The organism is Actinomadura sp. 9N407 (assembly GCF_044326315.1).
GTDB lineage: Bacteria > Actinomycetota > Actinomycetes > Streptosporangiales > Streptosporangiaceae > Spirillospora.
On the sequence record NZ_JBIRAW010000001.1, the window covers coordinates 485,744 to 509,828 of the forward strand.

A 24,085-nucleotide genomic window follows, 5' to 3' on the forward strand; every position below is an offset into this window, starting at 1 on the left:
TACGAGCCGCCGTCTTCGATGGCCATGCCGTCCGTCCGATCTTCGGGTGGACGGGCCGTACCGCGGGTGAGGCCTAGCGCTGCGGGACGTCCTTGATGAACACGATGCCGTCGATCGCGGCCAGGTGCGCCGGGTCCAGTCCGAAGTAGCCGAACCAGGGCGACTCGCGGGGCGCGGGCGGCTTGTCGCCGAGGGCGATGGCCAGCAGGGGGGCGTCGACGAGGCAGCGGTCTTCCGGGAGCGCGTACAGGAGTCCTTCGATGGACTCCGGGGGCGGGGCGTCCACTCCCTGGTGCCGGATCGTGCCGAGGGCCGTGGCCACGAAGGCATAGTCCTCGCCCAGGTGGGCGGCGGCGATCGCGCCGCCGCTCCACCACTCCAGCGACTCGCCGCCCATCCGCATGGTGCTCTTCTCGCGCTGGAGATGGCTGTTCTGCGCGTGGACGAGCGCCGGGCCCCGTTCGGCGAGGGCGAGGAGGTTGCCGGCCATCATCGAATCCCGCACGCTCACCAGCCGCGTCATGCGGCCGGGTGAGGTGTCGGCCAGCCAGAAGTGGTAGCGCAGCAGGCCGATGGCGGTACGCCCGTACAGGCGGGCCCGGTCCCACTCGTCCGGCGAGGACTCCGCCATCAGATGGGGCGTCTGCTCGTCGAGGAGCGCCACCAGTTCGTCGGCGAGCAGCCGCAGCTCCCTGGCCTCGGCCGACCGCCCCACGGACTGGGACGGGTCCATCATCGTGGCGGGGTCGTCCCACCGGTCGTCGGCACCGAGCAGGCGGTCGAGCGTTTCCGCGGTGCAGGGAAGCAGATCCGCGTCCACTCGGGCAGCGAGGTAGCCGCGGAGTGCGGTGATGGCCTGCCGGGGGCTCGCGGCGCCGGTCATCTCCAGCGGGCCGTCGACACCGGCGAAGCGGACCTGCTCGGACGCGGGCCGGCCGTCGTTGTACGCGCGCATCCAGCGTACGAGTTCGCGGTTGGACGCGGACGCGCCCCACCCGTGGCTGATCCCGCGCTCCATGACCTCGCCGAGGTCGCCCGTGCCCGAGGTGACGAAGTCGTCCACGATCAGGCCCATCATGCAGTCGCTCTCGATGGCGATCGTCCGGTAGCCCTCCTCGACGAGGTGCCGGAAGAGCTCGTTCCGGACGTCGAGCAGCATGTCCTCGCCGTGGGTGGGCTCGCCCAGCCCGAGCAGCCGCGGCCGGGCCGGGAGCAGCCCCAGGACGGCGGAGGCGTCGACGGCCTGGACCGTGTCCTTGATGTGAATAGCCATGCATTCAACGGTATCGTTGAACTCTCGGTTGAAACTTCTCTCCGATTTGGACGAGCCCGTGGCAGCAAACCTTACAAGCGGCGGTCGGCTCAGGCCGGTCGACCTGGCGCGCGTGCACGGTCTGTCCACCCAGGCGATCAGGAACTACGAGGAGGCCGGCATCCTTCCGGCCGCCGGTCGTACCGCCCACGGCTACCGCACCTACACTCCGCTGCACGCGCGGGCCCTGAGCGCGTTCCTCGCCCTGGTGCCCGGCCACGGCCACCAGACGGCGACCGCGATCATGCGGGCGGTGAACGAGGGTGAGGCCGAGGAGGCGTTCCGCCTCATCGACGAGAGCCACGCCCAACTCCTCGACGACCGCCGGACCCTGCAGGCCGTGGAGGGCGCCCTCCGCGATCTGGAGCACGCCCCGGCGCCCCCGGCCTCCCAGTCCGGCGCCATGTCCGGGCCCGGCGGCACGTTCATCGGGCCGCTGGCGAGGAAGCTCGGGATCCGGCCCGCGACGCTGCGCAAATGGGAGCACGCCGGGCTGGTGAGCCCGCGACGCGACGCCCAGACCGGGTACCGGGTCTACGACGAGGCCGACGTACGTGACGTGCGGCTGGCCCACCAGCTCAGGCGGGGCGGCTACCTGCTGGAGCAGATCGCTCCGCTCATCGCCCAGGTACGGTCGGCCGGCGGGCTGGAACCGCTGGAGGCCGCCCTGCGCGACTGGCACGGCCGGCTGTCCACTCGGGGACGCGCCATGCTGGCCGGAGCCTCCGAGCTGGAGTCGTATCTCCGCGACCGCGAACGAGTCCACGGGCGATGATCCCGTCCTCCGGTTGAGGGAGTGCAGGTTCACGCAAGCGAACGAGCCCTCCGAGCGCGGCGCATCCGCGATACCCGCCGCATCCCGGCTGTGACGTCGTCATAGGCGGGACGGAGGTTCCGTAGCCGACCGTTCCGGCTGATCCGGCCTATCCTCCTGATCCGGCCGGTCCGGGGATCGGCGGAACCGGCGTGCGGCCAGGGCGAGGAGGGTGACGGCGGCGAAGGCGGCGGCGACCGGCCACACCCCGATGCCGTCCAGCCGGCCGGTGATCGCTCCCTGGATCCCGGTGGCCGCGCCGACGACCGGGTCCTGCGCCGCCGCCCCGGCGAGGACGCGGACCTCGTACCAGCCGTAGTAGGCGATGTAGATCCCGGCGAGGACCAGCAGCGCGCCGCTGGTCCGGGAGACGTACGGCAGGACGCGGCGCATCCGCAGGACGGCGCTCTCCCTCGCCAGGACGACGAGCATCGAGAGCAGGCCGACGACCAGGCCCATGCCCAGCGCGTACGCCACGAAGGCGGCGAGCCCGTTCAGCACTCCCCCGCCGCCGGAGACGAGCCCGGTGACGGCCAGGAACGGGGCGACCGTGCAGGACAGGGAGGCCACGGCGTAGGAGGCCCCGTAGCCGTACAGCGCGGTGAACGAGCCGACGGGGCCGCCCGCCCGGAGCCGCGGGACACGGACGAGCAGTTCCCGGCCACTCAGGAGCCGGCCGCCGAGGGCCACGAGGGCGATCCCGATGACGATGGTCGCCCACGGCAGGTGCCGCTGGATCGGTGCGGTGGCGATGGAGATCACGATGCCGAACGCGCCGAAGACGGTGACGAAGCCCGCCGTCATGGCGGCCGACAGGCGCAGCGCGCGCCAGATCCCGCCGGGGCCGGCGATCAGCAGCGCCAGGTAGGACGGGAGCAGCGCGAACCCGCAGGGGTTGAACGCGGCGACCAGTCCCGCGGCCAGCGCGAGCGTGATGTCGTCCACGAGGCCGCTACATCGCGTGCGCGTCGACGAGCTCGGACAGCTCCGACTCGCTGAGCGGGCCGGTGGCCTTGTGGCCGCCCCCGGCGGGGTTCACGAAGAGGTAGGAGGACTGCGAGGTGACCTTGAAATGCCGGTAGAGGTCGCCGCCGCGGTCGTCGAGGTGAACGAGTCCGCCCGTGCCCGTCCGGGCGACGAACGCGTCCATCTGCCCCTTGTTCTTGTCGAGCCCGGCGACACCGACGAAGGCGACCTTGTCCCCGTACTTGCGCGCGGCCTTGGCCACGGCCGGGCCCTCGCCCTGGCACTTGGGGCACCACGGCGCCCAGAACCAGAGCACCACGGGCTTGGCCGCCAGCGAGGAGCCGTCGAACGGCTTGCCGTCCAGGGTCCTGCCCTGGAACTTCAGCAGGGCGGGCACGTTCGCCGGGGGCGTGGTCTCCGTACCGGAGGACGGCTTGGCGGCAGGGACGGTGGGGGCGGCGGAGGTCGGTGAAGCGGCCGGGGCGCCGCCACCGCACGCCGCGGCGGCCAGCGCGGCCGCCGCGAGGGTCACGATGAGCCTTCTCATGGCGCTGACAGTAATCCCGATGGGAGCCGGAAGACCTTACGAGGCGATGACGCCCGCCCGGGCCCATGTTGGGCACAATTTTGACCCTGATCGTAAAACTGCCCTACATTGCCGGGAGTCAGATCGGCTGTATCGAGAGGTGGGATCCATGGACCTGTCCGGGAAGGTCGCCGTGGTCACCGGCAGCGGCCGCGGCCTGGGCCGCGCGTACGCCGAGGCCCTGGCGGCGGCGGGCGCGGCGGTCGTCGTCAACGACGTGGACGCCGACGCGGCGGCGAGCACCGTCGAGGCCATCACCGGCGGCGGCGGCAAGGCGGCCGGCGTGGTCGGCGCCGTGGGCGGCTCGGAGCTCGCCGACCGGCTGGTCGCGACCGCCGTCCAGGAGTTCGGGCGGCTGGACGTGATGGTCACCAACGCGGGCATCCTGCGCGACCGGGTGCTGTGGAAGATGACCGACGAGGACTTCGACGCGGTCGTCGAGGTGCACCTGCGCGGGACGTTCACCTGCGCCCGCGCCGCGGCCGTGCACATGCGCGGGCAGGGCGGCGGGCGGCTGATCCTGATCGGCTCGCCGGCCGGCCAGCGCGGCAACTTCGGCCAGACCAACTACGCGGCGGCCAAGGCGGGCATCGCGGCGATGGCGCGGACCTGGGCGATGGAGCTGGCCAGGGCCGATATCACGGTGAACGCCGTGGTGCCGGTCGCGGCCACCGAGATGACCAAGTCGATCCCCGCGTTCGCGCCGTTCATCACCGAGGCCGAGGAGACCGGCGGCCCGCTGCCGGAGTGGATGCGCAAGGACGAGGGCCTGGGCACCGTCCAGGACGCCGCCGGACTGGTGGTGTACCTGGCCTCGGACGCCTCGGCCGGTGTCACCGGGCAGGCCATCGGGATCGGCGGTGACCGGCTGGCGCTGTGGTCCCACCCGCAGGAGAAGGCCGTCGTGTTCGCCGAGGGCGGCTGGAGCGCCGACGCGATCGCCGAGCAGTGGCACGCGGTCGTGGGCGCCGAGCCCGAGACCTACGGCATCCCCGCCCCCAAGATCCCGGAGGCGTGAGATGACCGTCCCCGCGATGAACCCCGACGACCTGGTCGCCATCGACGTGCACACCCATGCCGAGGTCTCCAAGGACGGGCACCTGTCGCTGAGCCCGGAGCTGTTCGGCGCCTCCGAGGAGTACTTCAAGGCCCAGGGGCACCGGCAGCCGCCCATCTCCGAGATGGCCGCGTACTACCGCGAGCGGAAGATGGCGGCGGTGGTGTTCACCGTGGACGCCGAGCACGCCACCGGGCACCCCCGGATCTCCAACGAGGAGGTCGCCGAGAGCTGCGCCGAGTACCCCGACGTCCTGATCCCGTTCGCCAGCATCGACCCGTACAAGGGCAAGGCCGGCGTGCGCGAGGCCCGCCGCCTGGTCGAGGAGTACGGGGTGCGCGGGTTCAAGTTCCACCCGAGCATCCAGGGCTTCGCGCCCAACGACCCGATGGCCTATCCCCTGTACGAGGCCATCGAGGAACTCGGCGCGATCGCGCTGTTCCACACCGGCCAGACCGGCATCGGCGCCGGCGTGCCCGGCGGCGGCGGGATCCGGCTGAAGTACTCCAACCCGATGCTCGTCGACGACGTGGCCGTGGACTTCCCCGAGCTGCGGATCATCCTGGCGCACCCGTCGTTCCCCTGGCAGGACGAGGCGCTCGCGGTCGCCACGCACAAGCCGTACGTCCACATCGACCTGTCCGGCTGGTCGCCCAAGTACTTCCCGCCGCAGCTGGTGCGGTACGCCAACAGCCTGCTCAAGGACAAGGTGCTGTTCGGCTCCGACTACCCGGTCATCACCCCCGACCGCTGGCTGGCCGACTTCGACAAGCTCGAGATCAAGCCCGAAGTACGCCCCAAGATCCTCAAGGACAACGCGGCGCGCCTGCTCGGGCTCGCGACCGGAACCAAGGAGACCGCCCGATGACGACCACCGTGACCGGACTCGACGAGATCAAGGCGCTGGCCGGCCGCGACCTCGGCAGCAGCGGCTGGCTGGAGATCACCCAGGAGCGGGTGGACACCTTCGCCGACGCCACCGGCGACCACCAGTGGATCCACGTCGACCCGGAGCGGGCCGCGAAGGGACCGTTCGGCGGCACCATCGCCCACGGCTACCTCACCCTGTCGCTGCTCATCCCGCTCTTCAACGAGGTCCTCGACATCCAGGGCGTCACGATGAGCGTCAACTACGGCCTGGAGAAGGTCCGCTTCCCCGCGCCGGTGCCGGTGGGCGGGAAGATCCGCCTGGCCGTCCGCATCGCCTCCGTCGCGGACGTCGGCGGCGACGGCGTGCAGATGGTGGTGGACTTCACGGTCGAGCTCGACGGCTCCGCCAAGCCCGCCTGCGTCGCCCAGGCGGTCTACCGCCACTACGCCTGACCGCACCGCGCCACTCGCCCCCGGCGGCGTTCGGGGGCGGGCGGCGGGCGCGCGGCGGTCATGCGTGCTGGGACCGGTGCGACCATGCCGGAACGCAGAAGGAGCCGGTCAGTCCCGCCGTCCGCCGGGTGCGCGCGTAGCGCACCACCAGTGCGACCGGCCGCCGCATCCCGCCCGCCTTCCTGCACAAGGCGAACGCACGTGCAGGCGCACGGATATCGACTCTCGAAAATCGATCAACTGGCCGTAAGCTGAAGGCCATGTCCGACGGCCGCCCCGCATGCGAGTGCATCCTCTGCCGTGACTACGGCGATCGCGACCGCATGGACAACTTCCGGCTCCGCACCATCGTGCACATCAGCCAGTACGGCTGGAGCGTCGTGCTCGTCCCGGCCGACGACCAGGGGCCCGGCTGGGCGTACACCGTCGGCCTCTGGCACAGCCTGCGCTCCCCCGAGCTGGCGATGTTCGGCGGCGACGTGTACGAGATGGAGGAGATCCTCAACCGGCTCGGCCGCGAAGCCGGGGAGGGCCGGCCGCCCGCCGAGGGCGAGCGGCGCGACGACGCCGTACGAGGGCGGCCGGCGGCGTTCCGGGAGGTGGACACCGGCTGGTACGGCGGCGCGTTCCCCGGCGCGCTCGCGTTCTACCGCCGCCAGCCGCTGCCGTTCCTGCAGGTCGTGTGGTCCGACCAGGCCGGGCTCTACCCGTGGCAGCCCGGCACCGAACTGCCCTTCCGCCGCGCCCAGCCCTGGCTGTGGCTCGACCCGCGGCAGCACCCCGAAGGCGTGTGGTCCCGGCGGCTGGCGCCCGCCCCCGCGTAACCGGCGGCGGCGGCACTGGCGTGGACCGGAGCGCCACGGGGCATAAGGTCGCCCGATGCCCGGACCGTTCACCGACACCATCGAGACACCGCGCCTGGTGCTCGAGCCTCTCGGCGTCCACCACGCCGACGAGATGGCGGACGTCCTCGGCGATCCCCGGCTGCACCGCTACACCGGCGGCGAACCTCTGACACCGGCCGAACTGCGTGCCCGGTACGAGCGGCTGGTCACCGGGCCGTCGCCGTACCACCAGGAGCAGTGGCTCAACTGGATCGCCCGGCGGCGCCGGGACGGTCGCGCGGTCGGCACCGTCCAGGCCACGGTCACGCCCGCGGACGGCGGGCCGCGCGCCTCGGTCGCCTGGGTGGTCGGGATGCCGTACCAGGGCTTCGGGTTCGCCTCCGAGGCCGCCGTCGCCCTGGTGGACTGGCTGACCGCGCACGGCGTCCGCGAGATCGTCGCCAGCGTGCACCCGGACAACCTCGCCTCGGCCACCGTCGCCCGCCGCGCGGGGCTGCGCCGCACCACCCGGTACGCCGGGGACGAGGCGGTCTGGAGCAACATCCGGGACGGCGGATACTGAAAAAACCTCGCATCCGGGCGATTTCTTCGGTCCAGGGACGGCGCGGACCGCCCTCGCTCCCGTACCTCCAGGTGGGCCGGTCCAATGTGGGACCCCGTTCATGGAGAGGAGCCGGCGCATGGCGGCCACCTTCACGATCATCGGCGCCGTCGTCCTTCCCGGCACCGAACCCGCCGTCGCGCTCGTCCGCCGGTACGCGCGGGCGCTGCTCCCCGGCTTCCCGGAACTGTACGAACTCACCGTCGTGGCGAGTGAACTGTTCACCAACGCCGTGCGACACTCCCGGTCGGGGCATCTCGCGGACGACCGCGCGGGCGGCCATGTGACGGTGTCCTTCCTGGTCGGAACGGAGGTGCTCCGGCTCGAGATCGCCGATCAAGGGGGAGCCGGTGCACCAGGGCTGCGCGCTCCCGACGACAATGGAGAGAGCGGGCGCGGGTTGCACGTGGTCGAGGCGCTGAGCCTGGGCTGGGGATCGGAACGGCGCGGACCCCACACGGTGGTGTGGGCCGACTTCGCCCGGGCGGGCGACGTGGACCCGCAGCACGGGCCGATCCCGGCGTGCGGGTCCCGGCGGCCCGGCGGGTAAGGGAAGATCGGAGGCTCGTGCGCGACGAGCCGAGGGGTGGAGAGATGCGGGAGGTCTGGCCCGGCGAGGCCTACCCCCTGGGGGCCACATGGAACGGCACCGGGACCAACTTCGCCCTGTTCTCCGAGGTGGCACACCGGGTGGAGCTGTGCCTGTTCGACTCCCGGGGGCGCGAGGAGCGGATCGACCTGCCCGAGGTCGACGGGTTCGTGTGGCACGGCTACCTGCCCGGCATCGGGCCCGGCCAGCGCTACGGCTACCGCGTGCACGGCCCGTACGAGCCGCGCGAGGGCCACCGCTGCAACCCCGCCAAACTGCTGCTCGACCCGTACACCAAGGCCGTCGAGGGCGAGATCCGCTGGCACGAGTCGCTGTTCTCGTACCGGTTCTCCGACCCCGACACGCTCAACACCGACGACAGCGCCCCGTACATGCCGAAGAACGTGGTGGTCAACCCGTTCTTCGACTGGGGCGACGACCGCCCGCCGCGCGTGCCGTACCACGAGAGCCTCATCTACGAGGCGCACGTGAAGGGCCTGACCAAGCTGCATCCGGCGATCCCCGAGGAGCGGCGCGGCACCTATGCCGCGCTGGCCCATCCGGCGATGATCGACCACCTCACCGAGCTCGGCGTGACGGCCGTGGAGCTCATGCCGGTGCACCAGCACGTCCCCGAGCACGCGCTGGTCGCGCGCGGCCTGACCAACTACTGGGGCTACAACACCCTCGGCTACCTGGCCCCGCACAACACCTACAGCTCGTCCGGGCAGCGCGGCGAGCAGGTGCTGGAGTTCAAGGCGATGGTACGGGCGCTGCACGCGGCCGGCATCGAGGTCATCCTGGACGTGGTCTACAACCACACGGCCGAGGGCGACCATCTGGGGCCGACGCTGTCGTTCCGCGGCATCGACAACGCCTCGTACTACCGGCTGCGCGACGACGACAAGCGCTACCACCTTGACTACACCGGCTGCGGCAACTCGCTGAACGTGCGCAGCCCGCACGCGCTCCAGCTGATCATGGACTCGCTGCGCTACTGGGTCCTGGAGATGCACGTCGACGGGTTCCGGTTCGACCTGGCCTCGGCGCTGGCCCGCGAGCTGCACGACGTCGACCGGCTCGCCGCGTTCTTCGACCTCGTCCAGCAGGACCCGGTGGTCTCGCAGGTCAAGCTGATCGCGGAGCCCTGGGACGTGGGCGAGGGCGGCTACCAGGTCGGCAACTTCCCGCCGCTGTGGACCGAGTGGAACGGCAAGTACCGCGACACCGTCCGCGACTTCTGGCGCGGGCGCCCGGCGACGATGCCGGAGTTCGCCTCCCGGCTGACCGGGTCCAGCGACCTGTACGAGAACAGCGCCCGCCGGCCGTTCGCGTCCATCAACTTCGTGACCTGCCATGACGGGTTCACGCTGGCCGACCTCGTCGCGTACAACGGCAAGCACAACGACGCCAACGGCGAGGGCAACCGCGACGGCACCGACGACAACCGGTCGTGGAACTGCGGCCACGAGGGCCCGACCCGTACCACCGACATCCTCACCCTGCGGGCCCGCCAGCGCCGCAACTTCCTGGCCACGCTGTTCCTGTCGCAGGGCGTGCCGATGCTGTCGCACGGCGACGAGTTCGGCCGCACGCAGGGCGGCAACAACAACGCCTACTGCCAGGACAACGAGATCGCCTGGGTCGACTGGGAGAAGGCCACCGGGACCGACCTTGAGTTCGTCCGGATCCTGTCGCGGCTGCGGCGCGACCACCCGATCTTCCGGCGCCGCCGCTTCTTCACCGGCGGCGACGCGGCCGCCGCGCCCGCCGACATCGCCTGGCTGACCCCCGGCGGCGAGCGGATGACCGACCACGACTGGAACGCCGGCTTCGCCAAGTCGCTGGGCGTCTTCCTGAACGGCGACGCGATCAGCGAGCCCGATCCGCGCGGCCGGCCGGTGCGCGACGACTCGTTCCTGCTGCTGATCAACGCGCACTCCGAGCCGGTCGAGTTCACGCTGCCCGGCCCCGAGTACGGCGAGCGCTGGGAGTTCTCCCTCGACACCGCCGATCCCCGCGCGGTGGGCGAGCGCCAGCGGGTCAAGGCCAGCGACCAGGTCACCGTGGTCAGCCGCTCGCTGACCGTGCTGCGCCGCATCACCTGACCGCGGCCGGGCCGGCGGCCGTGCGCCGCGGCCCGGCTAGCGGCTGACGTCGAGTGCGGCCAGCAGCACCAGCACGAACGTGGCCACCGCGACCACCCCGTGCACGATGATCGCCCTGGCCGGGAACGGCTGCCCGGCGTCGCGGGCATGCCGCCCGCCCCGTCCCACCAGCCAGCGCGTGAACAGTACGAAGCCCAGCAGCATGACCACCAGCAGCGCCGTGAAGGCCCCCCACGCGAAGCCGGCCCGGTCGGTCATCAGGTACGCCACCCAGACCGCGAGCCCGACCACCGCCGCCAGCGGATGACCGACCACGACCAGGACCGGATAGCGCGTCACCTTCGTCGCCTGCTGGAGCAGCCCGCCACCGATGATCCAGACGGCCATCAGGTACGTACCCGCGGCCGCCGCGAGGACCCATGCGCCAAGCGCGGCGAACCTCACCCCCCGCTCCTTTCGGTGCAGTTGCTTCCCTCCCGGGCGTAGTGTCTCCCGAGCCGGTTCCGGACGTGAGGAAAACGGCGGGATTGCGGTACGGAAAGTGATCGAACGTGGTCGAAGCGTGTCGGGTGACCGGTGCGCCGGCGCCCGTCACGGGTGCAGTAGCTTGACGCTCATGCTGATGCGGCGCCTGTCCCCCGACTCCGATCCGGTCGATCTGGCCGAGGCGTACGCCTATCCGGACACCGCGGGTTCGCCCTGGGTGCGCGCGAACATGGTCGCCAGCGCGGACGGCGCGGCCACGTGGGAGGGCCGCAGCGGCGGGCTCGGCGGCGAGGCCGACCGCCGGCTGTTCTCCCTCCTGCGCGGGCTCGCCGACGCAGTGGTCGTCGGCGCCGGGACGGTACGCGCCGAGAGCTACGGCCCGGCCCGTCCCGATCCCGGCTGGGAGGGACTGCGCGCGGGCCGTCCCGCGACGCCCGCGCTGGCGATCGTGTCCAGGACGCTCGACCTCGACTTCGGCGCCCCCGTCTTCACCGAGGCGGGGCCGGGCGCCGCGACCCTCGTGCTGACCACCGAGACCGCCGACCCCGGCCGGCTCCGCGCCGCCCGCGAGCACGCCGAGGTCATCACGGCCGGCCGCGACGGCCTGGACTTCCGCGCCGCGTTCGCCCGTCTCGCCGAACTCGGCCGCCCGCGCCTGCTCTGCGAGGGCGGCCCCCTCGTCCTCGCCCAGGTCGCGGCGGCGGGGATACTGGACGAGCTGTGCCTGACCGTGAGCCCCGTCCTGGCCTCGGGAAGCGCGCCGCGCGTCCTGGACGGGCCGTCCCTGCCGCCTCCCTCGCGGCTGCGGCTGGCCCACGTCCTCGAGGACGCCGACGGCGAGGGCTTCCTGTTCCTGCGCTACGTACGCAAGCGATAGCGCAGGAACAGCACGCCCTCGTCCAGATGGACGGCCGCGGGCTCCAGCGGGACCTCGGACGCGAGCTCTCCGAGCAGCCGCGTGTGGTGGGGGCCGCCGCCGAGCAGCGCCGGGGCGATGTTGAGGCACAGCTCGTCGGCCAGCCCGTCCCGGATCAGCGCGGTGGCCAGCGCCGGCCCGCCCTCGCACAGCAGGTGCGGATACCCGGCCTGGAGCTCCCGTACGGCGGCGGGAAGGTCCACGTCCTCCTCCCCCGCCACCAGGACCTCGACGTCCTTGATTCGGGCGGCGTGCCGGTCGCGGGCGGCCCGCGAGGTGACCACGATCGTGGGCGTCTCGGCCTCGGTGAACAGCGGCAGCGACCAGTCCAGGTCCAGCGAGCGGCTCACCACGACGATGGGCGCGGGCGGCCCCCCGCGCCGTTCCCGGAGGTCGGCGCGCAGGCGGGCGGGACCGACCCTGCCGGTACGGATCGTTCCGGCGCCGACCAGGATCGCGCCGGCCAGCGCCCGCAGCGTGCGGAAGACCCGGAAGTCGGCCTCGCCGCCCAGCCCGTCCGTCCAGCCCTCGGCGTCGGTGACCGAGCCGTCGGCGCTCATCACCATGCCGATCCGCAGCACCGGTCCCTCCGCCTCGTACGCCTCGTACGGGTCGGTATCGGCGGCGGGTTCGGGCAGGAGTCGGCGCATCACCGCAGGTTACCGAGGGCCGGTCGGCGACATTGTCGGTGCCGGGGACCAAAATGGGGGGATGGACCTGCCGATCAGCCTGCCGCTGTCGCCGATGCTGGCCAAAGCGGTCAAGACCATGCCCAAGGGCGATGTGCTGTACGAGCCGAAGTGGGACGGCTTCCGCTGCATCGTCTTCCGCGACGGCGACGAGGTGGAGCTGTCCAGCCGCGGCGAGCGCCCGCTGACCCGCTACTTCCCCGACCTGGTCGAGGCGGTCAAGCGCGAGCTGCCCGAGCGCTGCGTCGTGGACGGCGAGATCGTCCTGCGGCACGGCTCACGGCTCGACTTCGAGCGCCTCCAGCAGCGCATCCACCCCGCCGCGTCCCGGGTCGCGATGCTGGCGGAGCAGACGCCCGCCTCGTTCATCGCCTTCGACCTGCTGGCCCTGGGCGACGAGTCACTGATGGAGGTACCGCTGGGCGAGCGGCGGCGACGACTCGTCGACACCCTCGGAAAGGTGTCCGCGCCGATCCACGTCACGCCGGCCTCCGACTCCTACGACACGGCCCTGCGCTGGTTCGAGGAGTTCGAGGGCGCCGGGCTCGACGGCGTCATCGCCAAGCCGCTCGACATCGGCTACGAGCCCGACAAGCGGGTGCTGTTCAAGGTCAAGCACGAGCGCACCGCCGACTGCGTGGTGGCGGGCTTCCGCTGGCACAAGTCCGGCCCGATCATCGGCTCGCTGCTGCTCGGCCTCTACAACTCCGAGGGCCATCTCCAGCATGTGGGCGTGGCGGCCTCGTTCACCATGAAGCGCCGCGCCGAGCTGGTCGAGGAGCTCCAGCCGTACCGGATGGAGGACTACACCGGCCATCCGTGGGAGGGCTGGGCCCGGCAGTCCGAGGCCACCTCCGACCGGATGCCGGGCGCGGTCTCCCGCTGGAGCGGCAAGAAGGACCTGTCCTGGGTCGCCCTGCGGCCCGAGCTGGTGGTCGAGGTCGCCTACGAGGGGATGGAGGGCGACCGCATCAGGCACACCGCCCGCTTCCGCCGCTGGCGCACCGACCGCACCCCCGAATCCTGCAACTACGAACAGCTGGAGGTCCCGGTCGCCTACGACCTGGACAACATCTTCGCCGGCCCCCGCTGACTCCTCCGTGAGCTGCGCTCCTCGCGGGCCGAGGAGCGCAGCTCGCAGTCGCTAGGGGCGGTCGGTCTCGTTCTGGATGGTCTCGCGGATGCGGTCGCGGTCGGCCCTGGACTCGGACTTGGCCGAGACGTACGGGCGCAGGTAGGTCTGCTTGACGCCCGGGACGCGGTCCTCCACGACGTAGGTGGCCTTGGTGGACGCCTCGGCCCCGGCGGTACGGACGGTCGGCAGCGTCTTGAAGTCCGAGCGCATCTCGTCCTTGCCGATCCGGCTGATCACGTAGCCGCGCTGGTTGTTGTAGAAGCGCAGATGCGGGTTGATCTTCAGGAACGGGTGGGTGGCCGGGTCGGAGTCGGTGCCGTCGCCGCCGCTGGTGATCGAGCTGCAGACCAGCTCGGCGCCGATGGTCCTGGACGAGGGATCGTCGAAGTCGGCCTTGAGGTCGCTGGCCCAGTGGGCGTGCACGTCGCCGGTGAGGACGACGGGGTTGCGCACCTTGGCGTCCAGCCAGCCCTTGGTGATGCGGTCGCGGGACGCCACGTACCCGTCCCAGCCGTCCATGCTGGTCACCTTGGCGGGGCCGGAGTTGTTGTCGCGCTGGGCGAAGAAGACCTGCTGGCCCAGGACGTCCCAGCGGGCGGCCGAGCGGCGGAAGCCGTCGATCAGCCACTTCTCCTGGGCGTCGCCGGTGATGGAGCGCTTGGGGTCGGACGCGGCGGCGCAGTCCTTGTAGCCGTCACCGCAGGCCTGGTCGTCGCGGTACTGGCGGGTGTCGAGCATGTGGAAGTTGGCCAGCCGGCCCCAGCGGACGCGCCGGTAGAGCTGCATGTCGGGGCCGTCGGGCACCGAGGAGCGGCGCAGCGGCATGTTCTCGTAGAACGCCCGGGCCGCGGCGGCGCGGCGCTCGCGGAAGGCGGCGGGGTCGGGGGTGTCGGAGCCGGCCTCGGGAACGCCGGCGGCCCAGTTGTTCTCGGTCTCGTGGTCGTCCCAGACCACCAGCCAGGGCGCGGCCTCGTGCGCGGCCTGCAGGTCGAGGTCGGACTTGTACTGGGCGTGCCGCTGCCGGTAGCCGGCGAGCGTGACGGTCTCGGGGCCCTCGTGGTCGCGGACGTTGCCGCCCGGGATGTTGTAGGAGCCCTTCTTGTACTCGTACTGGTAGTCGCCCAGGTGCAGGATCAGGTCCGGGTTCTCCTCGGCCAGCCGCCGGTACGCGGTGAACAGCCCGTGCTCGAACTGGGAGCAGGACACGAACGCCATCGCCAGCGGGGAGCCGAAGGAGCTGGGCTGCGGGGCGGTGAGGGCGCGGCCGGCCGGTGAGACGTGGCTTCCCACCCGGAAGCGGTACCAGTACTCGCGGCCGGGGCGCAGGCCCTTGAGCTCGACGTGCACGCTGTGCGCGGACTCGGGGCGGGCGGCGGCGGTGCCGCGCCGTTCGATCCGGCGGAAGCGCTCGTCGGCGGCGACCTCCCAGCGCACCGGAACGGTCTTGTCGGGCATGCCGCCCAGGCCGTCCTCGGCCAGCGGCTTGAGGGCGAGCCGCGTCCACAGGACGAAGCCCTGGTGGTCGGGGTCTCCGGAGGCGACGCCGAGGGTGAACGGGTCGCCGGCGAGCGTTTCGGGGGCGCGGCGGGCGGCGTGCGCGGTGGCCGCGCCCGGCAGCACGGCGACGGCGGTGCCGGCGGTCACGAGGCCGGTGGTCACGAGGAGCGTTCTGCGGTCGAGCGGATGGGGAGCGTCGGCCATGGCGTGGTGACCCTTCGAACGGTCGGTGGTGATCGCCGGAAAGCCTCACGGAGCCCGGTGACCACGACGTTCCGCGCGGATGACGCGCGTTCCAACAGAAACGATCATTTACGCCGGCGGCCGGGGGCGGCCCGCGACACGCGAACGGCCAGGGCCAAGAACGAGAAAAGGCCCCGGGCAGCGTGCACCGGAGCCTCGAAAACGGTGGTAGGCTTCCGCCTGCAAAATAGGCGTAGACATCCTCCACCGTATGAACAGGAGCGTACCTGAGGCATGCGAGCCCGTCAAGTCAAGTCCGTACCGGAACGAATTTCTTCATCGGACGCCGACGGCGCGCGGGAGGCCGCGACGCGCACGGAGCAGGAGTACGTCACACGCGTCTACGACCGGCTCGACACCGAGCGCGACCGGGCGGCCGACGAGCTGCGGACCGGCCCGGCCACGGTCGGCGGCGGCAGTACGTTCCAGGCCCTGGCCGAGCGCCAGTCGGCCACCGAGGAGGCGGCCCGCCGGCTGGCCCGGCTGTCGGCCGTGGAGCGGGCCCTGTGCTTCGGCCGGATCGACCACCGCGCCGAGGATGACGTTCCGGGCGACACCTTCTACATCGGGCGGATCGGGCTGCGCGACGAGGACCGCGAGCCGCTGCTGATCGACTGGCGCGCCACGGCGGCGCGCCCGTTCTACACCGCCACGTCCGGCTCCCCCGGAACCCTCGCCCGGCGCCGCCACCTGCACCTGCGCGACCGCGCCGTGGTCCGGATCGACGACGAGGTCTTCGACCTCGAAGGGCTCGCCGAGGAGGACCGGAGCACGATCGTCGGCGAGGCGGCCCTGCTGGCGACGCTGCGGCGCGGCCGTACCGGCCGGATGGGCGACGTGGTCGCCACCATCCAGGAGGAGCAGGACCAGGTCATCCGCTCCGGGCTGCAAGGCGTCCTGGTCGTGCAGGGCGGGCCCGGCACCGGCAAGACCGTCGCCGCCCTGCACCGCGCCGCGTACCTGCTCTACACCCATCGCGACGTGCTGGAACGCCGGGGTGTCCTGGTCGTGGGGCCGAACGCGACGTTCATGCGCTACATCGAGCAGGTGCTCCCCGGGCTCGGCGAGACCGACGTCGCCCTGTCCACCGTCGGCGGGCTCTACCCGGGCGTGCGGGCGACCGACGCGGAGCCGCCTTCGGTGGCCGTTCTCAAGGGCGATCTGCGGATGGCCGAACTCATCGAGGCCGCCGTACGGGACCGGCAGCGCATCCCCGAGGACGCCCTGGAGGTCGAGTCCGACGGCATGACACTGCGGGTGGACCACGAGACCTGCCTGCGGGCCCGCGACCGCGCCCGTGCCCTGCGCGCCCCGCACAACATCCAGCGCCGCCTGTACGTCCACGAGCTGCTGGACGCGCTCGCGCTGAACCGTGCCCAGCAGTACGACCGGATGACCGACGAGCCGCTGGAGGACATCGCGGCCTCCGGCGGCCTGCCCGCGTGGCTGAAGGAGCTGATCGACGAGGCCGAGGAGGAGCCGCTGCTGGACGAGGCGGACCTGAAGCTGTCCAAGGAGAACCTCTGGCTGGACCCGTCGGTACGCAAGGCGATCGACGCGCTGTGGCCCGAGCTGTCGCCGCAGGGCCTGCTCACCAGCCTGTACACCGATCCCGACGCGCTCGAACGCGCCGGCGCCCACCTGTCCCCCACCGAGCGGCACCTGCTGCACCGCCCCGCCGGGAGCCCCTGGACGGTGTCGGACGTACCGCTGCTGGACGAGGCCGCCGAGTGGCTGGGCCAGGACGACACCGCGGACCGCGCCCGCCGGCGGGCCGCCGAGGCCGACCGCGCGGCCGAGGAGCTGTACGCCAGGGAGGTCATCGAGTCGACCGGCCTGGCCGAGCTGGAGATGGTCGACGCCGCCACCCTGGCCGACCGCCACCACGACGACGGGCCGCCGCTCACCACGGCCGAGCGGGCCGCCGCCGACCGCGAGTGGGCGTACGGCCATGTGATCGTGGACGAGGCCCAGGAGCTGTCGGAGATGGCCTGGCGGACGGTGATGCGCCGCGTTCCGACCCGTTCCCTCACCGTGGTCGGCGACATCGCGCAGACCGGCAGCGCGGCGGGGGCCCGCTCGTGGGGGCAGATGCTCGACCGGTACGTGCCGGGCCGCTGGCGCGAGCAGCGGCTGATGGTCAACTACCGCACCCCGGCGGCGATCATGAGGGTGGCGGCGGACCTGCTGGCCGCGGTCGCCCCCGACCAGATCCCGCCCGAGCCGGTCCGCGACGACGGCCCGCCGCCGCGCGCCGTCCGGATCGCGCCCGAGGAGCTGCCGGACCTGCCGGACCTGGTCCGTTCCGAGCTGGCCGAGATCGACACCGGTGAGCGCGGCGAGGGGCGGCTGGCGCTGATCTCCTCCGGGCGCCGCTACCCCGCCGTCCGCTCCGCCCTGCCGGACGCCGAGGCCGGCGCCACCCCCGAGGCCCTGGACGCCACGGTCGTGGTGCTCACCACCGAGGAGGCCAAGGGCCTGGAGTTCGACTCGGTCATCGTCGTCGACCCGGCCGGGATCATGACGGAGTCACCGCGCGGCGGCCAGGACCTCTACGTCGCCATCACCCGCGCCACCCGGCGCCTCACCGTCGTCCACGACAACGATCTGCCGCCCACCCTCGCCGCCCTCACCCCGGCCGACTGACCCTGCCGGTAGGGGACGGCCACAACGACCGTCCCCTACCGGCCGTCACGGGCGGGGTTCGCCGTACCAGCGCCATTCGGTGAGGCGGGGACGGCCGGGGAGTTCGCCGCGGCCGGTCGCCCACAGGAGGGTGAGCCAGGGGTCGGTGTCCTGCGGGGCGTCCGGGAACAGCCGGGTCAGCGCCCTGGAGCACAGACCGGCGGGCGGAGTCCACGGCAGGCTCAGGCCTTCGGCCAGGTCATGGGTGTGAACGAGGGTTTCGACGACGCCCATCGCCGCGAAGCCGGCGGCGTCCGAGGCGCCGAACACGTGATGCGAGCGGATCTCGGGCGAGGCGGTACGGACCATGGCGATCAGGAACGCGCCGCTGGCTTCCAGGACCTGAAGGAGCCCGGCAGGGCCTGCGGCGCGGTCGGCGTGGACGGTGTTCCGAGGACCGCCGGGCCTGCGGCTCTCCCAGACGAACGGGACCGGGACGTCCAGGGACGGCGACTTCGGGCCCAACTGGGCGGCATAGGCGAAGAGATCGTCGCTCAGGTGCTCGACGGTCTCCCAGCAGGTCCATTCGAGGGAACCCGCCTTGGCGTCCCAGGAGTCCGGGGGCGCGGTACGGAGCGTGGCGAGCGATAGTTGAACGGCCTGATCGACATCGTCGGCAGGGGACATGGGGGCCTGACTCTCAATCGATCGCGGGACTGCGGCGTTCGAGGAAGACGACGTCGCGCCAGCGGCTCTCGCCGTTGAAGTCGTGCCGTCCCATCCGCTCGCGGACGCCGAGCGTACGGAAACCCAGGGCCTCGTGCAGCCGGATGCTGGCGACGTTCTCCGGGAAGATCCCGGCCTGGAGCGTCCAGAGGCCGCCGCGCTCGCTGGAGTCGATCACGGCGCCCAGCAGCGCGCGGCCGACGCCGCGGCCCTGCGCCTCGGGGTCGATGTAGATCGAGACCTCGGCGACACCGGCGAAGACGGCACGGTCGGAGATCGGGGAGAGCGCCGCCCAGCCCAGCACGCGCTCGGCATCGCGGGCGACGAAGCGGTGCCCGGCGAGCTTGCCGGCGTCGAACCTCGGCCAGTCAGGGGCGGCCTTCTCGAACGTGGCGTTCCCGCCGTCGATGCCGGACTGGAAGATGGCGAGCACCTCGGCGGCGTGCTCGGGCAGCATAGGGACGATCTCCACCCCGACACTCTACGAAAAGGTCAGGGATGCTGGAGAAGGGCGAGCGTCTGCCTCAACTCGGCGCCGATGGCACCGCTCGCGGCCACGGGATCGCGGTCGCGGACGGCCTCCACGAGAGCGGCGTGGGCGTCGCGGCCATGGCGGCCGTCGTGCTCGTGCACATCGATCAGCCGGGCGGCCCAGTCCCCGGCGGGTTCGGTGGCGATGACGAAGACCCCGGAGCCCTGCCGGGTCTGCAGCAGGCCCGCTCCGGCCAGATCGCGAAGCGATGCCGCGCTCGCACCAGGCACGGTCACGTCGGCGAGCCGCTAGGCGAGTCGACGTGGGCCGGGACTGAATGAACGCGCGCGACGGGCCGCCGGTGCCACAGCCCCTGTCGTCCGGCGGCCCGCCGCCGCTTTACCGGCGCCTGCGGAGCGGCCGGCGCCAGGACAGGCCGGTCCCGGGGATGCGGAACGTCATCTCCCGGCGGCCTCGGGCGGTCCGGGTGTAGCGGGCGCCGCGCCCGCCGACGCTGTGCCCGACACCTGATTTCGACAGGTTGAGTCGGAACGGCCCCATCTTCATGGATTTCCGGTAGTTCCAGCCCATCTCTCCTCCAGACGGTCGCCGCGGACCCTGCCCCCGCGGCGGCCGTCCATCCCCCGGATCCCGGGGCAGCGGACCGGAACCCGCGTTACGGGCATGATGCGACCAAATTCGGCCAGAGTTCTCCACGACACCGACCTTTACCTGCCCCGCCCCGGCGAGGAACCTGTGCCTCTGACAGTGATCAACTCACTTCGGGAGGTGCGGGTTGCCCAGGAGATCCCTGCGACGGACCGCCACGCTCGCCACACTCACCGCCGCCGCCCTGATCGGTGCGGGCGGCATCGCGAACGCCCAGGTCGCCGCCCCCAGAATCGTGGTGAAGGACGGGCTCACCCAGCCGGTCTTCTCGTACAAGGACGCCATCCGCGAGCACGTCTACGTGGAGTCGCCGATCGACAGCGACCACGACGGCAAGCGCGACCGGGTCAGCGTCGACATCGTCCGGCCCAAGGAGTCCGACCGTGGCCTCAAGGTCCCGGTGGTCATGGACGCCAGCCCGTACTACGACAATGCCGGGCGCGGCAACGAGTCCGAACGCAAGACCTATGACGCCGCCGGGAACCCGGTGAAGTTCCCGCTCTATTACGACAACTACTTCGTACCGCGCGGCTACGCGTTCCTGGCCGTGGACATGATCGGTACGACGCGTTCCGACGGCTGCCCCACGTCCGGCGGCGCACCCGACGTCCTGGGCGCCAAGGCCGTGGTCGACTGGCTGAACGGCCGCGCCAAGGCGTACCGGCCCGACGGCAGCACGGTCAGGGCGGGCTGGAGCACCGGCCGTACCGGCATGATCGGCAAGTCGTACGACGGCACGCTGGCCAACGGCGTCGCCGCCACCGGGGTCAGGGGACTGGAGACCATCGTCCCGATCTCGGCGATCAGCAGCTGGTACGACTACAGCCGGATGAACGGCGTGAAGTACTGGACCGACGAGCAGCCCTGGCTCGCCGACTACGTGGACACCGACCCGGCCGCCAAGTGCGCCGCCGTACGCGCCGAACTCGACCAGGGCGAGGACGACGCGACCGGCAACTACAACGCCTACTGGTCCGAGTCCAACTACCGGCACGGAACGGTCGGCAACGTGGGCGACGTGAGGGCCAGCGTCTTCGCGTTCCACGGCGTCAACGACCTCAACGTCAAGACCGACCACTTCTCCCGCTGGTGGCAGGGCCTGGCCGAACGCGGCGTCACCCGGAAGGTCTGGCTGTCGCAGCGCGGCCATGTCGACCCGTTCGACACCCGCCGCGAGGAGTGGGTCGCCACCCTGCACCAGTGGTTCGACCACGAGCTCCACAAGATCAGGAACGACGCGCTGCGGGAGCCCCGCGCCGACATCGAGACCGGTCCCGACCAGTGGATCACCCAGCGCGACTGGCCCTCCCCCGGCACCCGGACCCTGACCCTGCGTCCCGACCAGGACGGCTCGCTCGGTACCGAGCGCGGCCGCGGCACCGCCACGTACACCGACGCCCCCGGTCCTCGGGGCCAGGGCCACAGCGAGGGCGACCTCGTCGCCGACCCGACCACGGCCAAGCCGTACCGCCTGGCCTACGTCTCGGGCCCCGTCCCGGCCACCGCCCGCATCTCCGGTACGCCGTCCGCCCAGCTCAAGGTCAAGCTCGACAAGCCGACCGCCAACCTCACCGCGCTCCTGGTCGACTACGGCGAGGACACCCGGGTGGACTACCTCGGCAGCGGCGGCGGTATCGAGACCCTGGCCACCGAGAGCTGCCACGGCGAGAGCACCCCGGCCGACGACGCCTGCTACAAGCAGACCCGCACCAAGACCGTCACCTCCCCGGTCAACGTCATCGGCCGGGGCTGGCTCGACGCCCAGAACCACCGTTCGCTGAGCGACCCGCGCCCCCTCACGCCGGGCAAGTACTACGGCGTGCGCTGGCAGACGCTCAGCCAGGACTACGTGGTCAAGAAGGGCCACCGGCTGGCCCTGGTCGTGGCCGGCACCGACGCCGACTACACCACCGAGACCCCCACCGGCGCCCAGGTGACGGTCGACCTCGCGGGCAGCTCGGTCCGCATCCCGGTCATCGCCGACGCCCCGGACGTCTCCGCCCTCATCGCCCCCGAGACCCGCGAATCCTGGCGCGGCCCCGTCAACGTCGTCCTGCCCAGGCAGCCCCGTACCTTCTACTGACCAGCCCTTCTACTGATCACCGAGTTCCGCTGATCAGCGAGAGCACCTGACCAGAGAGCGAGCCGCCGGTCCCCCGACCGGCGGCTCGCCGCGTCCTGAGGGCGGCCCGGGATCCGGTCTCAGTGGCCGTCGCGGTCCTTGCTGGGCTGGACGCGCTTGGGCTCGCCCGGCATCTTGGGGTAGTTGGGCGGGTACGGCATGTCGCCGAGGCCGTGGTCGGTCTCGTCGCGTTCGGCCATCTCCAGCAGGGGCTCCAGCGAGAACGCCTGGTCGTCGATGGTGGCGTGCAGGTCGCCGAGCTTGGCGAAGCGCTCGGGCATGGTGGCGATCGTGAAGTCCTCGGGCCGGACGTCGGCCAACTCGTCCCAGGTCACGGGGGCCGAGACGGGGGCGTGCGGGGCGGGCCGGACGCTGTAGGCCGAGGCGATGGTCCGATCCCTGGCGTTCTGATTGAAGTCGACGAAGATCTGCTCGCCGCGCTCCTCCTTCCACCACTTGGTGGTGACCTGGTCGGGGACGCGGCGCTCGATCGCGCGGCCGAAGGCCAGGGCGGACTTGCGGACCTCGGTGAACGTCCAGCGGGGCTCGACGCGCACGTAGATGTGCACACCGCCCTTGCCGGAGGTCTTCACGTATCCGGTGTAGCCGAGCTCGTCCAGCAGCTCGCGTGCCGGACCGAGAGCGACCCGCACGGCGTCGTCGAAATTCGTGCCGGGCTGGGGGTCGAGGTCTATGCGCAGCTCGTCGGGGTGGTCGACGTCGCCGGCGCGGACCGGCCAGGGATGGAAGGTGAGGGTGCCGAGGTTGGCGGCCCAGGCCACCGCGGCGACCTCGGTCGGGCACACCTCGTCGGCGGACCGGCCGCTGGGGAAGTCGATCCGGGCGGACTTGACCCAGTCGGGCGCGTTCTTGGGGATGCGCTTCTGGTAGAACGCGTCGGCGCCGTGCGGGTTGTCGCGGGTGGCGAGCTTGGCGCCCTCGAAGACCCCGGAGGGCCACCGCTCCAGCGTGGTGGGGCGGTCGCGGGTGGCGCGCAGGATCCCGTCCCCGACCGCGATGTAGTACTCCACGACCTGGCGCTTGGTGTAGCCATGCTCGGGGAAGTACACCTTGTCGGGGTTGGTCACCTTGACGAGCCGATCCCCTACCGGGATCTCGATGAACGGCGATGCCATGAACGCACGTTAACCCACGGGTCGGACAGACTCCGGCAAGCCCCTCACGAGGTAACGTCAAGAGCATGGGGAAGATCGAGAAGACCGAGGAAGAATGGCGGGCCCAGCTGAGCCCGGAGGAGTACCACGTGCTCCGGGAGGCGGGGACCGAGCGCCCCTTCACGGGCGAGTACACCGAGGCCAAGACCGTGGGCGTCTACCGGTGCCGGGCCTGCGGTACGGAGCTGTTCCGCTCGGAGACCAAATTCGAGTCGCACTGCGGGTGGCCGTCGTTCTACGAGCCGTCGAAGTCCGAGGCGGTCGTGCTGCTGACGGACACCTCGATGGGCATGGCGCGTACCGAGGTGCGGTGCGCGACCTGTGATTCGCATCTCGGGCACGTCTTCGAGGGCGAGGGGTACGACACCCCGACCGACCAGCGGTTCTGCATCAACTCGATCTCGCTGAACCTGGAACCCGCCGAGTGAACCCAGAGCCCGCCGACCAGGCCGCGCAGGGCCGGGGCGGCGGGCCCCAGGAGGCCGCCTAGCGGGTCTCGCCGACCTCACAGTCGTCCTTGTCGCTCTGCTTGTTGGCGAGGACGACGCTGCCGTTGCCCGAGCTCTTGCCGTGCACGAAGACGCGGGGCTTGTCGTCCCCGCCGCTCTTGAGGAACTCGGTGGTCCACTCGCACAGGGAGACGGCGGGCTTGGAGTTCTCGTCGCCCTCCTCCAGGTCGGTGTAGACCCGCAGGAAGTCGCCGGTGCGCTGGACGTCCTTGACGTACTTGGAGACCTTCTTGTCCGGGTCCTTGGTCTGGATGTAGGGCAGGACGTCGGAGGTCTCGTCGCCGGGAGCGGCTCCGGCGGCGGTCTGCCGGGGCGAGGCGGAGGGGCTCTTCTTCTGTGCCGCGGCGGCGGTGGCGTCGTGGCCGCCGCCGGTACCGGTCGCGGAGAGTCCCACGGCGACCGCCACGCCGACGAGCGCCACGGCGCCGGTGCCCGCACCGGCCGCGACCAGCTTCCGTCTCCCGAGCGATGCCCGCACCAGCCGGTTCCATCGAAGGCTGATCTGGGACGGCGGTCTGGCATGCCTGCCACGGCTGTGCTTGGGAGGAGCTTTGGTCACGGCCAGCACCTTACTGGCCTTTTGCCCGGATCCGGTCCGCATCCCGCAAACCGCCGCCCGG

At 71.8% G+C, this 24,085-nt stretch carries 25 protein-coding genes; 13 read left to right on the forward strand and 12 right to left on the reverse strand.

Annotated elements, in window-relative coordinates:
- Nucleotides 1-73 precede the first annotated feature (73 nt).
- Entirely contained in the window at nucleotides 74-1,273 is a 1,200-nt protein-coding gene (locus ACH34Q_RS02090; RefSeq protein WP_395980949.1) for an erythromycin esterase family protein, read from the reverse strand.
- Nucleotides 1,274-1,331: 58 nt separating this feature from the next.
- Between ACH34Q_RS02090 and ACH34Q_RS02095 the strand changes: the two genes are divergently transcribed.
- Nucleotides 1,332-2,087: a TioE family transcriptional regulator gene (locus tag ACH34Q_RS02095; RefSeq protein ID WP_395980950.1), complete on the forward strand. Its 756-nt coding sequence runs from the start codon at nucleotides 1,332-1,334 to the stop codon at nucleotides 2,085-2,087.
- A 99-nt stretch (nucleotides 2,088-2,186) separates the two neighbouring features.
- Here ACH34Q_RS02095 and ACH34Q_RS02100 read toward each other — a convergent pair whose 3' ends face one another.
- Entirely contained in the window at nucleotides 2,187-3,071 is an 885-nt protein-coding gene (locus tag ACH34Q_RS02100; protein WP_395980951.1) for a cytochrome c biogenesis CcdA family protein, read from the reverse strand.
- A 7-nt stretch (nucleotides 3,072-3,078) separates the two neighbouring features.
- On the reverse strand, nucleotides 3,079-3,639 hold the full coding sequence (locus tag ACH34Q_RS02105; RefSeq protein WP_395980952.1) for a TlpA family protein disulfide reductase: 561 nt from the start codon (nucleotides 3,637-3,639) through the stop codon (nucleotides 3,079-3,081).
- A 148-nt stretch (nucleotides 3,640-3,787) separates the two neighbouring features.
- Here ACH34Q_RS02105 and ACH34Q_RS02110 point away from each other — a divergent pair, with 148 nt between their 5' ends.
- The 7 genes from ACH34Q_RS02110 to glgX all read left to right on the forward strand — a co-directional run bounded on the left by ACH34Q_RS02110 (nucleotide 3,788) and on the right by glgX (nucleotide 10,201).
- The gene (locus ACH34Q_RS02110) at nucleotides 3,788-4,696 is read left to right on the forward strand and encodes an SDR family NAD(P)-dependent oxidoreductase (RefSeq protein ID WP_395980953.1); all 909 of its coding nucleotides are present in this window, start codon (nucleotides 3,788-3,790) and stop codon (nucleotides 4,694-4,696) included.
- A 1-nt stretch (nucleotide 4,697) separates the two neighbouring features.
- A complete protein-coding gene (locus ACH34Q_RS02115) occupies nucleotides 4,698-5,603 on the forward strand; it encodes an amidohydrolase family protein (protein ID WP_395980954.1) in 906 nt (301 codons plus the stop codon).
- Nucleotides 5,600-6,058, forward strand: coding sequence for a MaoC family dehydratase (locus ACH34Q_RS02120; RefSeq protein ID WP_395980955.1), 459 nt, complete (start codon nucleotides 5,600-5,602; stop codon nucleotides 6,056-6,058). Before ACH34Q_RS02115 ends, ACH34Q_RS02120 begins: the two co-directional genes overlap by 4 nt.
- A 260-nt stretch (nucleotides 6,059-6,318) precedes the next feature.
- On the forward strand, nucleotides 6,319-6,882 hold the full coding sequence (locus tag ACH34Q_RS02125) for a DUF4262 domain-containing protein (RefSeq protein ID WP_395980956.1): 564 nt from the start codon (nucleotides 6,319-6,321) through the stop codon (nucleotides 6,880-6,882).
- 55 nt (nucleotides 6,883-6,937) lie between these two features.
- A complete protein-coding gene (locus tag ACH34Q_RS02130) occupies nucleotides 6,938-7,465 on the forward strand; it encodes a GNAT family N-acetyltransferase (protein WP_395980957.1) in 528 nt (175 codons plus the stop codon).
- A 118-nt stretch (nucleotides 7,466-7,583) separates the two neighbouring features.
- Nucleotides 7,584-8,054, forward strand: a complete 471-nt coding sequence (locus ACH34Q_RS02135) for an ATP-binding protein (protein ID WP_395980958.1) — start codon at nucleotides 7,584-7,586, stop codon at nucleotides 8,052-8,054.
- 44 nt (nucleotides 8,055-8,098) lie between these two features.
- Nucleotides 8,099-10,201, forward strand: a complete 2,103-nt coding sequence (gene glgX / locus ACH34Q_RS02140; protein WP_395980959.1) for a glycogen debranching protein GlgX — start codon at nucleotides 8,099-8,101, stop codon at nucleotides 10,199-10,201.
- 36 nt (nucleotides 10,202-10,237) lie between these two features.
- On the opposite strand, the gene ACH34Q_RS02145 is transcribed toward glgX, so the two are convergent.
- A complete protein-coding gene (locus tag ACH34Q_RS02145) occupies nucleotides 10,238-10,645 on the reverse strand; it encodes a hypothetical protein (RefSeq protein ID WP_395980960.1) in 408 nt (135 codons plus the stop codon).
- A 172-nt stretch (nucleotides 10,646-10,817) separates the two neighbouring features.
- Here ACH34Q_RS02145 and ACH34Q_RS02150 point away from each other — a divergent pair, with 172 nt between their 5' ends.
- Complete coding sequence (locus ACH34Q_RS02150; protein ID WP_395980961.1) at nucleotides 10,818-11,564, forward strand: pyrimidine reductase family protein; 747 nt, start codon at nucleotides 10,818-10,820, stop codon at nucleotides 11,562-11,564.
- Here ACH34Q_RS02150 and ACH34Q_RS02155 read toward each other — a convergent pair.
- The gene (locus ACH34Q_RS02155; protein ID WP_395980962.1) at nucleotides 11,546-12,253 is read right to left on the reverse strand and encodes a dihydrofolate reductase family protein; all 708 of its coding nucleotides are present in this window, start codon (nucleotides 12,251-12,253) and stop codon (nucleotides 11,546-11,548) included. The two genes, ACH34Q_RS02150 and ACH34Q_RS02155, sit on opposite strands and share 19 nt — an antisense overlap.
- Nucleotides 12,254-12,314: 61 nt before the next feature.
- On the opposite strand from ACH34Q_RS02155, the gene ACH34Q_RS02160 reads away from it, so the two are divergent.
- Nucleotides 12,315-13,385 (forward strand): ATP-dependent DNA ligase, encoded by a 1,071-nt coding sequence (locus tag ACH34Q_RS02160; RefSeq protein WP_395980963.1) that lies wholly within the window; start codon nucleotides 12,315-12,317, stop codon nucleotides 13,383-13,385.
- 51 nt (nucleotides 13,386-13,436) lie between these two features.
- Here ACH34Q_RS02160 and ACH34Q_RS02165 read toward each other — a convergent pair whose 3' ends face one another.
- Nucleotides 13,437-15,128: an alkaline phosphatase D family protein gene (locus tag ACH34Q_RS02165; RefSeq protein ID WP_395980964.1), complete on the reverse strand. Its 1,692-nt coding sequence runs from the start codon at nucleotides 15,126-15,128 to the stop codon at nucleotides 13,437-13,439.
- Between the two features lie 273 nt (nucleotides 15,129-15,401).
- Between ACH34Q_RS02165 and ACH34Q_RS02170 the strand changes: the two genes are divergently transcribed.
- Nucleotides 15,402-17,813 (forward strand): HelD family protein, encoded by a 2,412-nt coding sequence (locus ACH34Q_RS02170; protein ID WP_395980965.1) that lies wholly within the window; start codon nucleotides 15,402-15,404, stop codon nucleotides 17,811-17,813.
- Between the two features lie 45 nt (nucleotides 17,814-17,858).
- Here ACH34Q_RS02170 and ACH34Q_RS02175 read toward each other — a convergent pair whose 3' ends face one another.
- The 4 genes from ACH34Q_RS02175 to ACH34Q_RS02190 form a co-directional block, all read right to left on the reverse strand.
- On the reverse strand, nucleotides 17,859-18,479 hold the full coding sequence (locus ACH34Q_RS02175; RefSeq protein ID WP_395980966.1) for a DinB family protein: 621 nt from the start codon (nucleotides 18,477-18,479) through the stop codon (nucleotides 17,859-17,861).
- Between the two features lie 13 nt (nucleotides 18,480-18,492).
- Complete coding sequence (locus ACH34Q_RS02180) at nucleotides 18,493-18,990, reverse strand: GNAT family N-acetyltransferase (protein ID WP_395980967.1); 498 nt, start codon at nucleotides 18,988-18,990, stop codon at nucleotides 18,493-18,495.
- Between the two features lie 20 nt (nucleotides 18,991-19,010).
- On the reverse strand, nucleotides 19,011-19,286 hold the full coding sequence (locus tag ACH34Q_RS02185) for a hypothetical protein (RefSeq protein WP_395980968.1): 276 nt from the start codon (nucleotides 19,284-19,286) through the stop codon (nucleotides 19,011-19,013).
- Between the two features lie 103 nt (nucleotides 19,287-19,389).
- Nucleotides 19,390-19,581: a DUF4236 domain-containing protein gene (locus ACH34Q_RS02190; protein ID WP_395980969.1), complete on the reverse strand. Its 192-nt coding sequence runs from the start codon at nucleotides 19,579-19,581 to the stop codon at nucleotides 19,390-19,392.
- 205 nt (nucleotides 19,582-19,786) lie between these two features.
- On the opposite strand from ACH34Q_RS02190, the gene ACH34Q_RS02195 reads away from it, so the two are divergent.
- Entirely contained in the window at nucleotides 19,787-21,742 is a 1,956-nt protein-coding gene (locus tag ACH34Q_RS02195; RefSeq protein WP_395980970.1) for a Xaa-Pro dipeptidyl-peptidase, read from the forward strand.
- Nucleotides 21,743-21,861: 119 nt separating this feature from the next.
- Here ACH34Q_RS02195 and ACH34Q_RS02200 read toward each other — a convergent pair whose 3' ends face one another.
- The gene (locus ACH34Q_RS02200) at nucleotides 21,862-22,917 is read right to left on the reverse strand and encodes a DNA polymerase domain-containing protein (RefSeq protein ID WP_395980971.1); all 1,056 of its coding nucleotides are present in this window, start codon (nucleotides 22,915-22,917) and stop codon (nucleotides 21,862-21,864) included.
- A 65-nt stretch (nucleotides 22,918-22,982) separates the two neighbouring features.
- On the opposite strand from ACH34Q_RS02200, the gene msrB reads away from it, so the two are divergent.
- Nucleotides 22,983-23,384 carry a peptide-methionine (R)-S-oxide reductase MsrB gene (msrB, locus tag ACH34Q_RS02205; protein ID WP_395980972.1) on the forward strand — a complete coding sequence of 134 codons (402 nt, stop codon included), beginning with the start codon at nucleotides 22,983-22,985 and terminating at the stop codon, nucleotides 23,382-23,384.
- A gap of 58 nt (nucleotides 23,385-23,442) precedes the next feature.
- Here the strand turns inward: msrB and ACH34Q_RS02210 are convergent, their stop codons facing one another.
- Nucleotides 23,443-24,024 (reverse strand): hypothetical protein, encoded by a 582-nt coding sequence (locus tag ACH34Q_RS02210; RefSeq protein WP_395980973.1) that lies wholly within the window; start codon nucleotides 24,022-24,024, stop codon nucleotides 23,443-23,445.
- Nucleotides 24,025-24,085 lie beyond the last annotated feature (61 nt).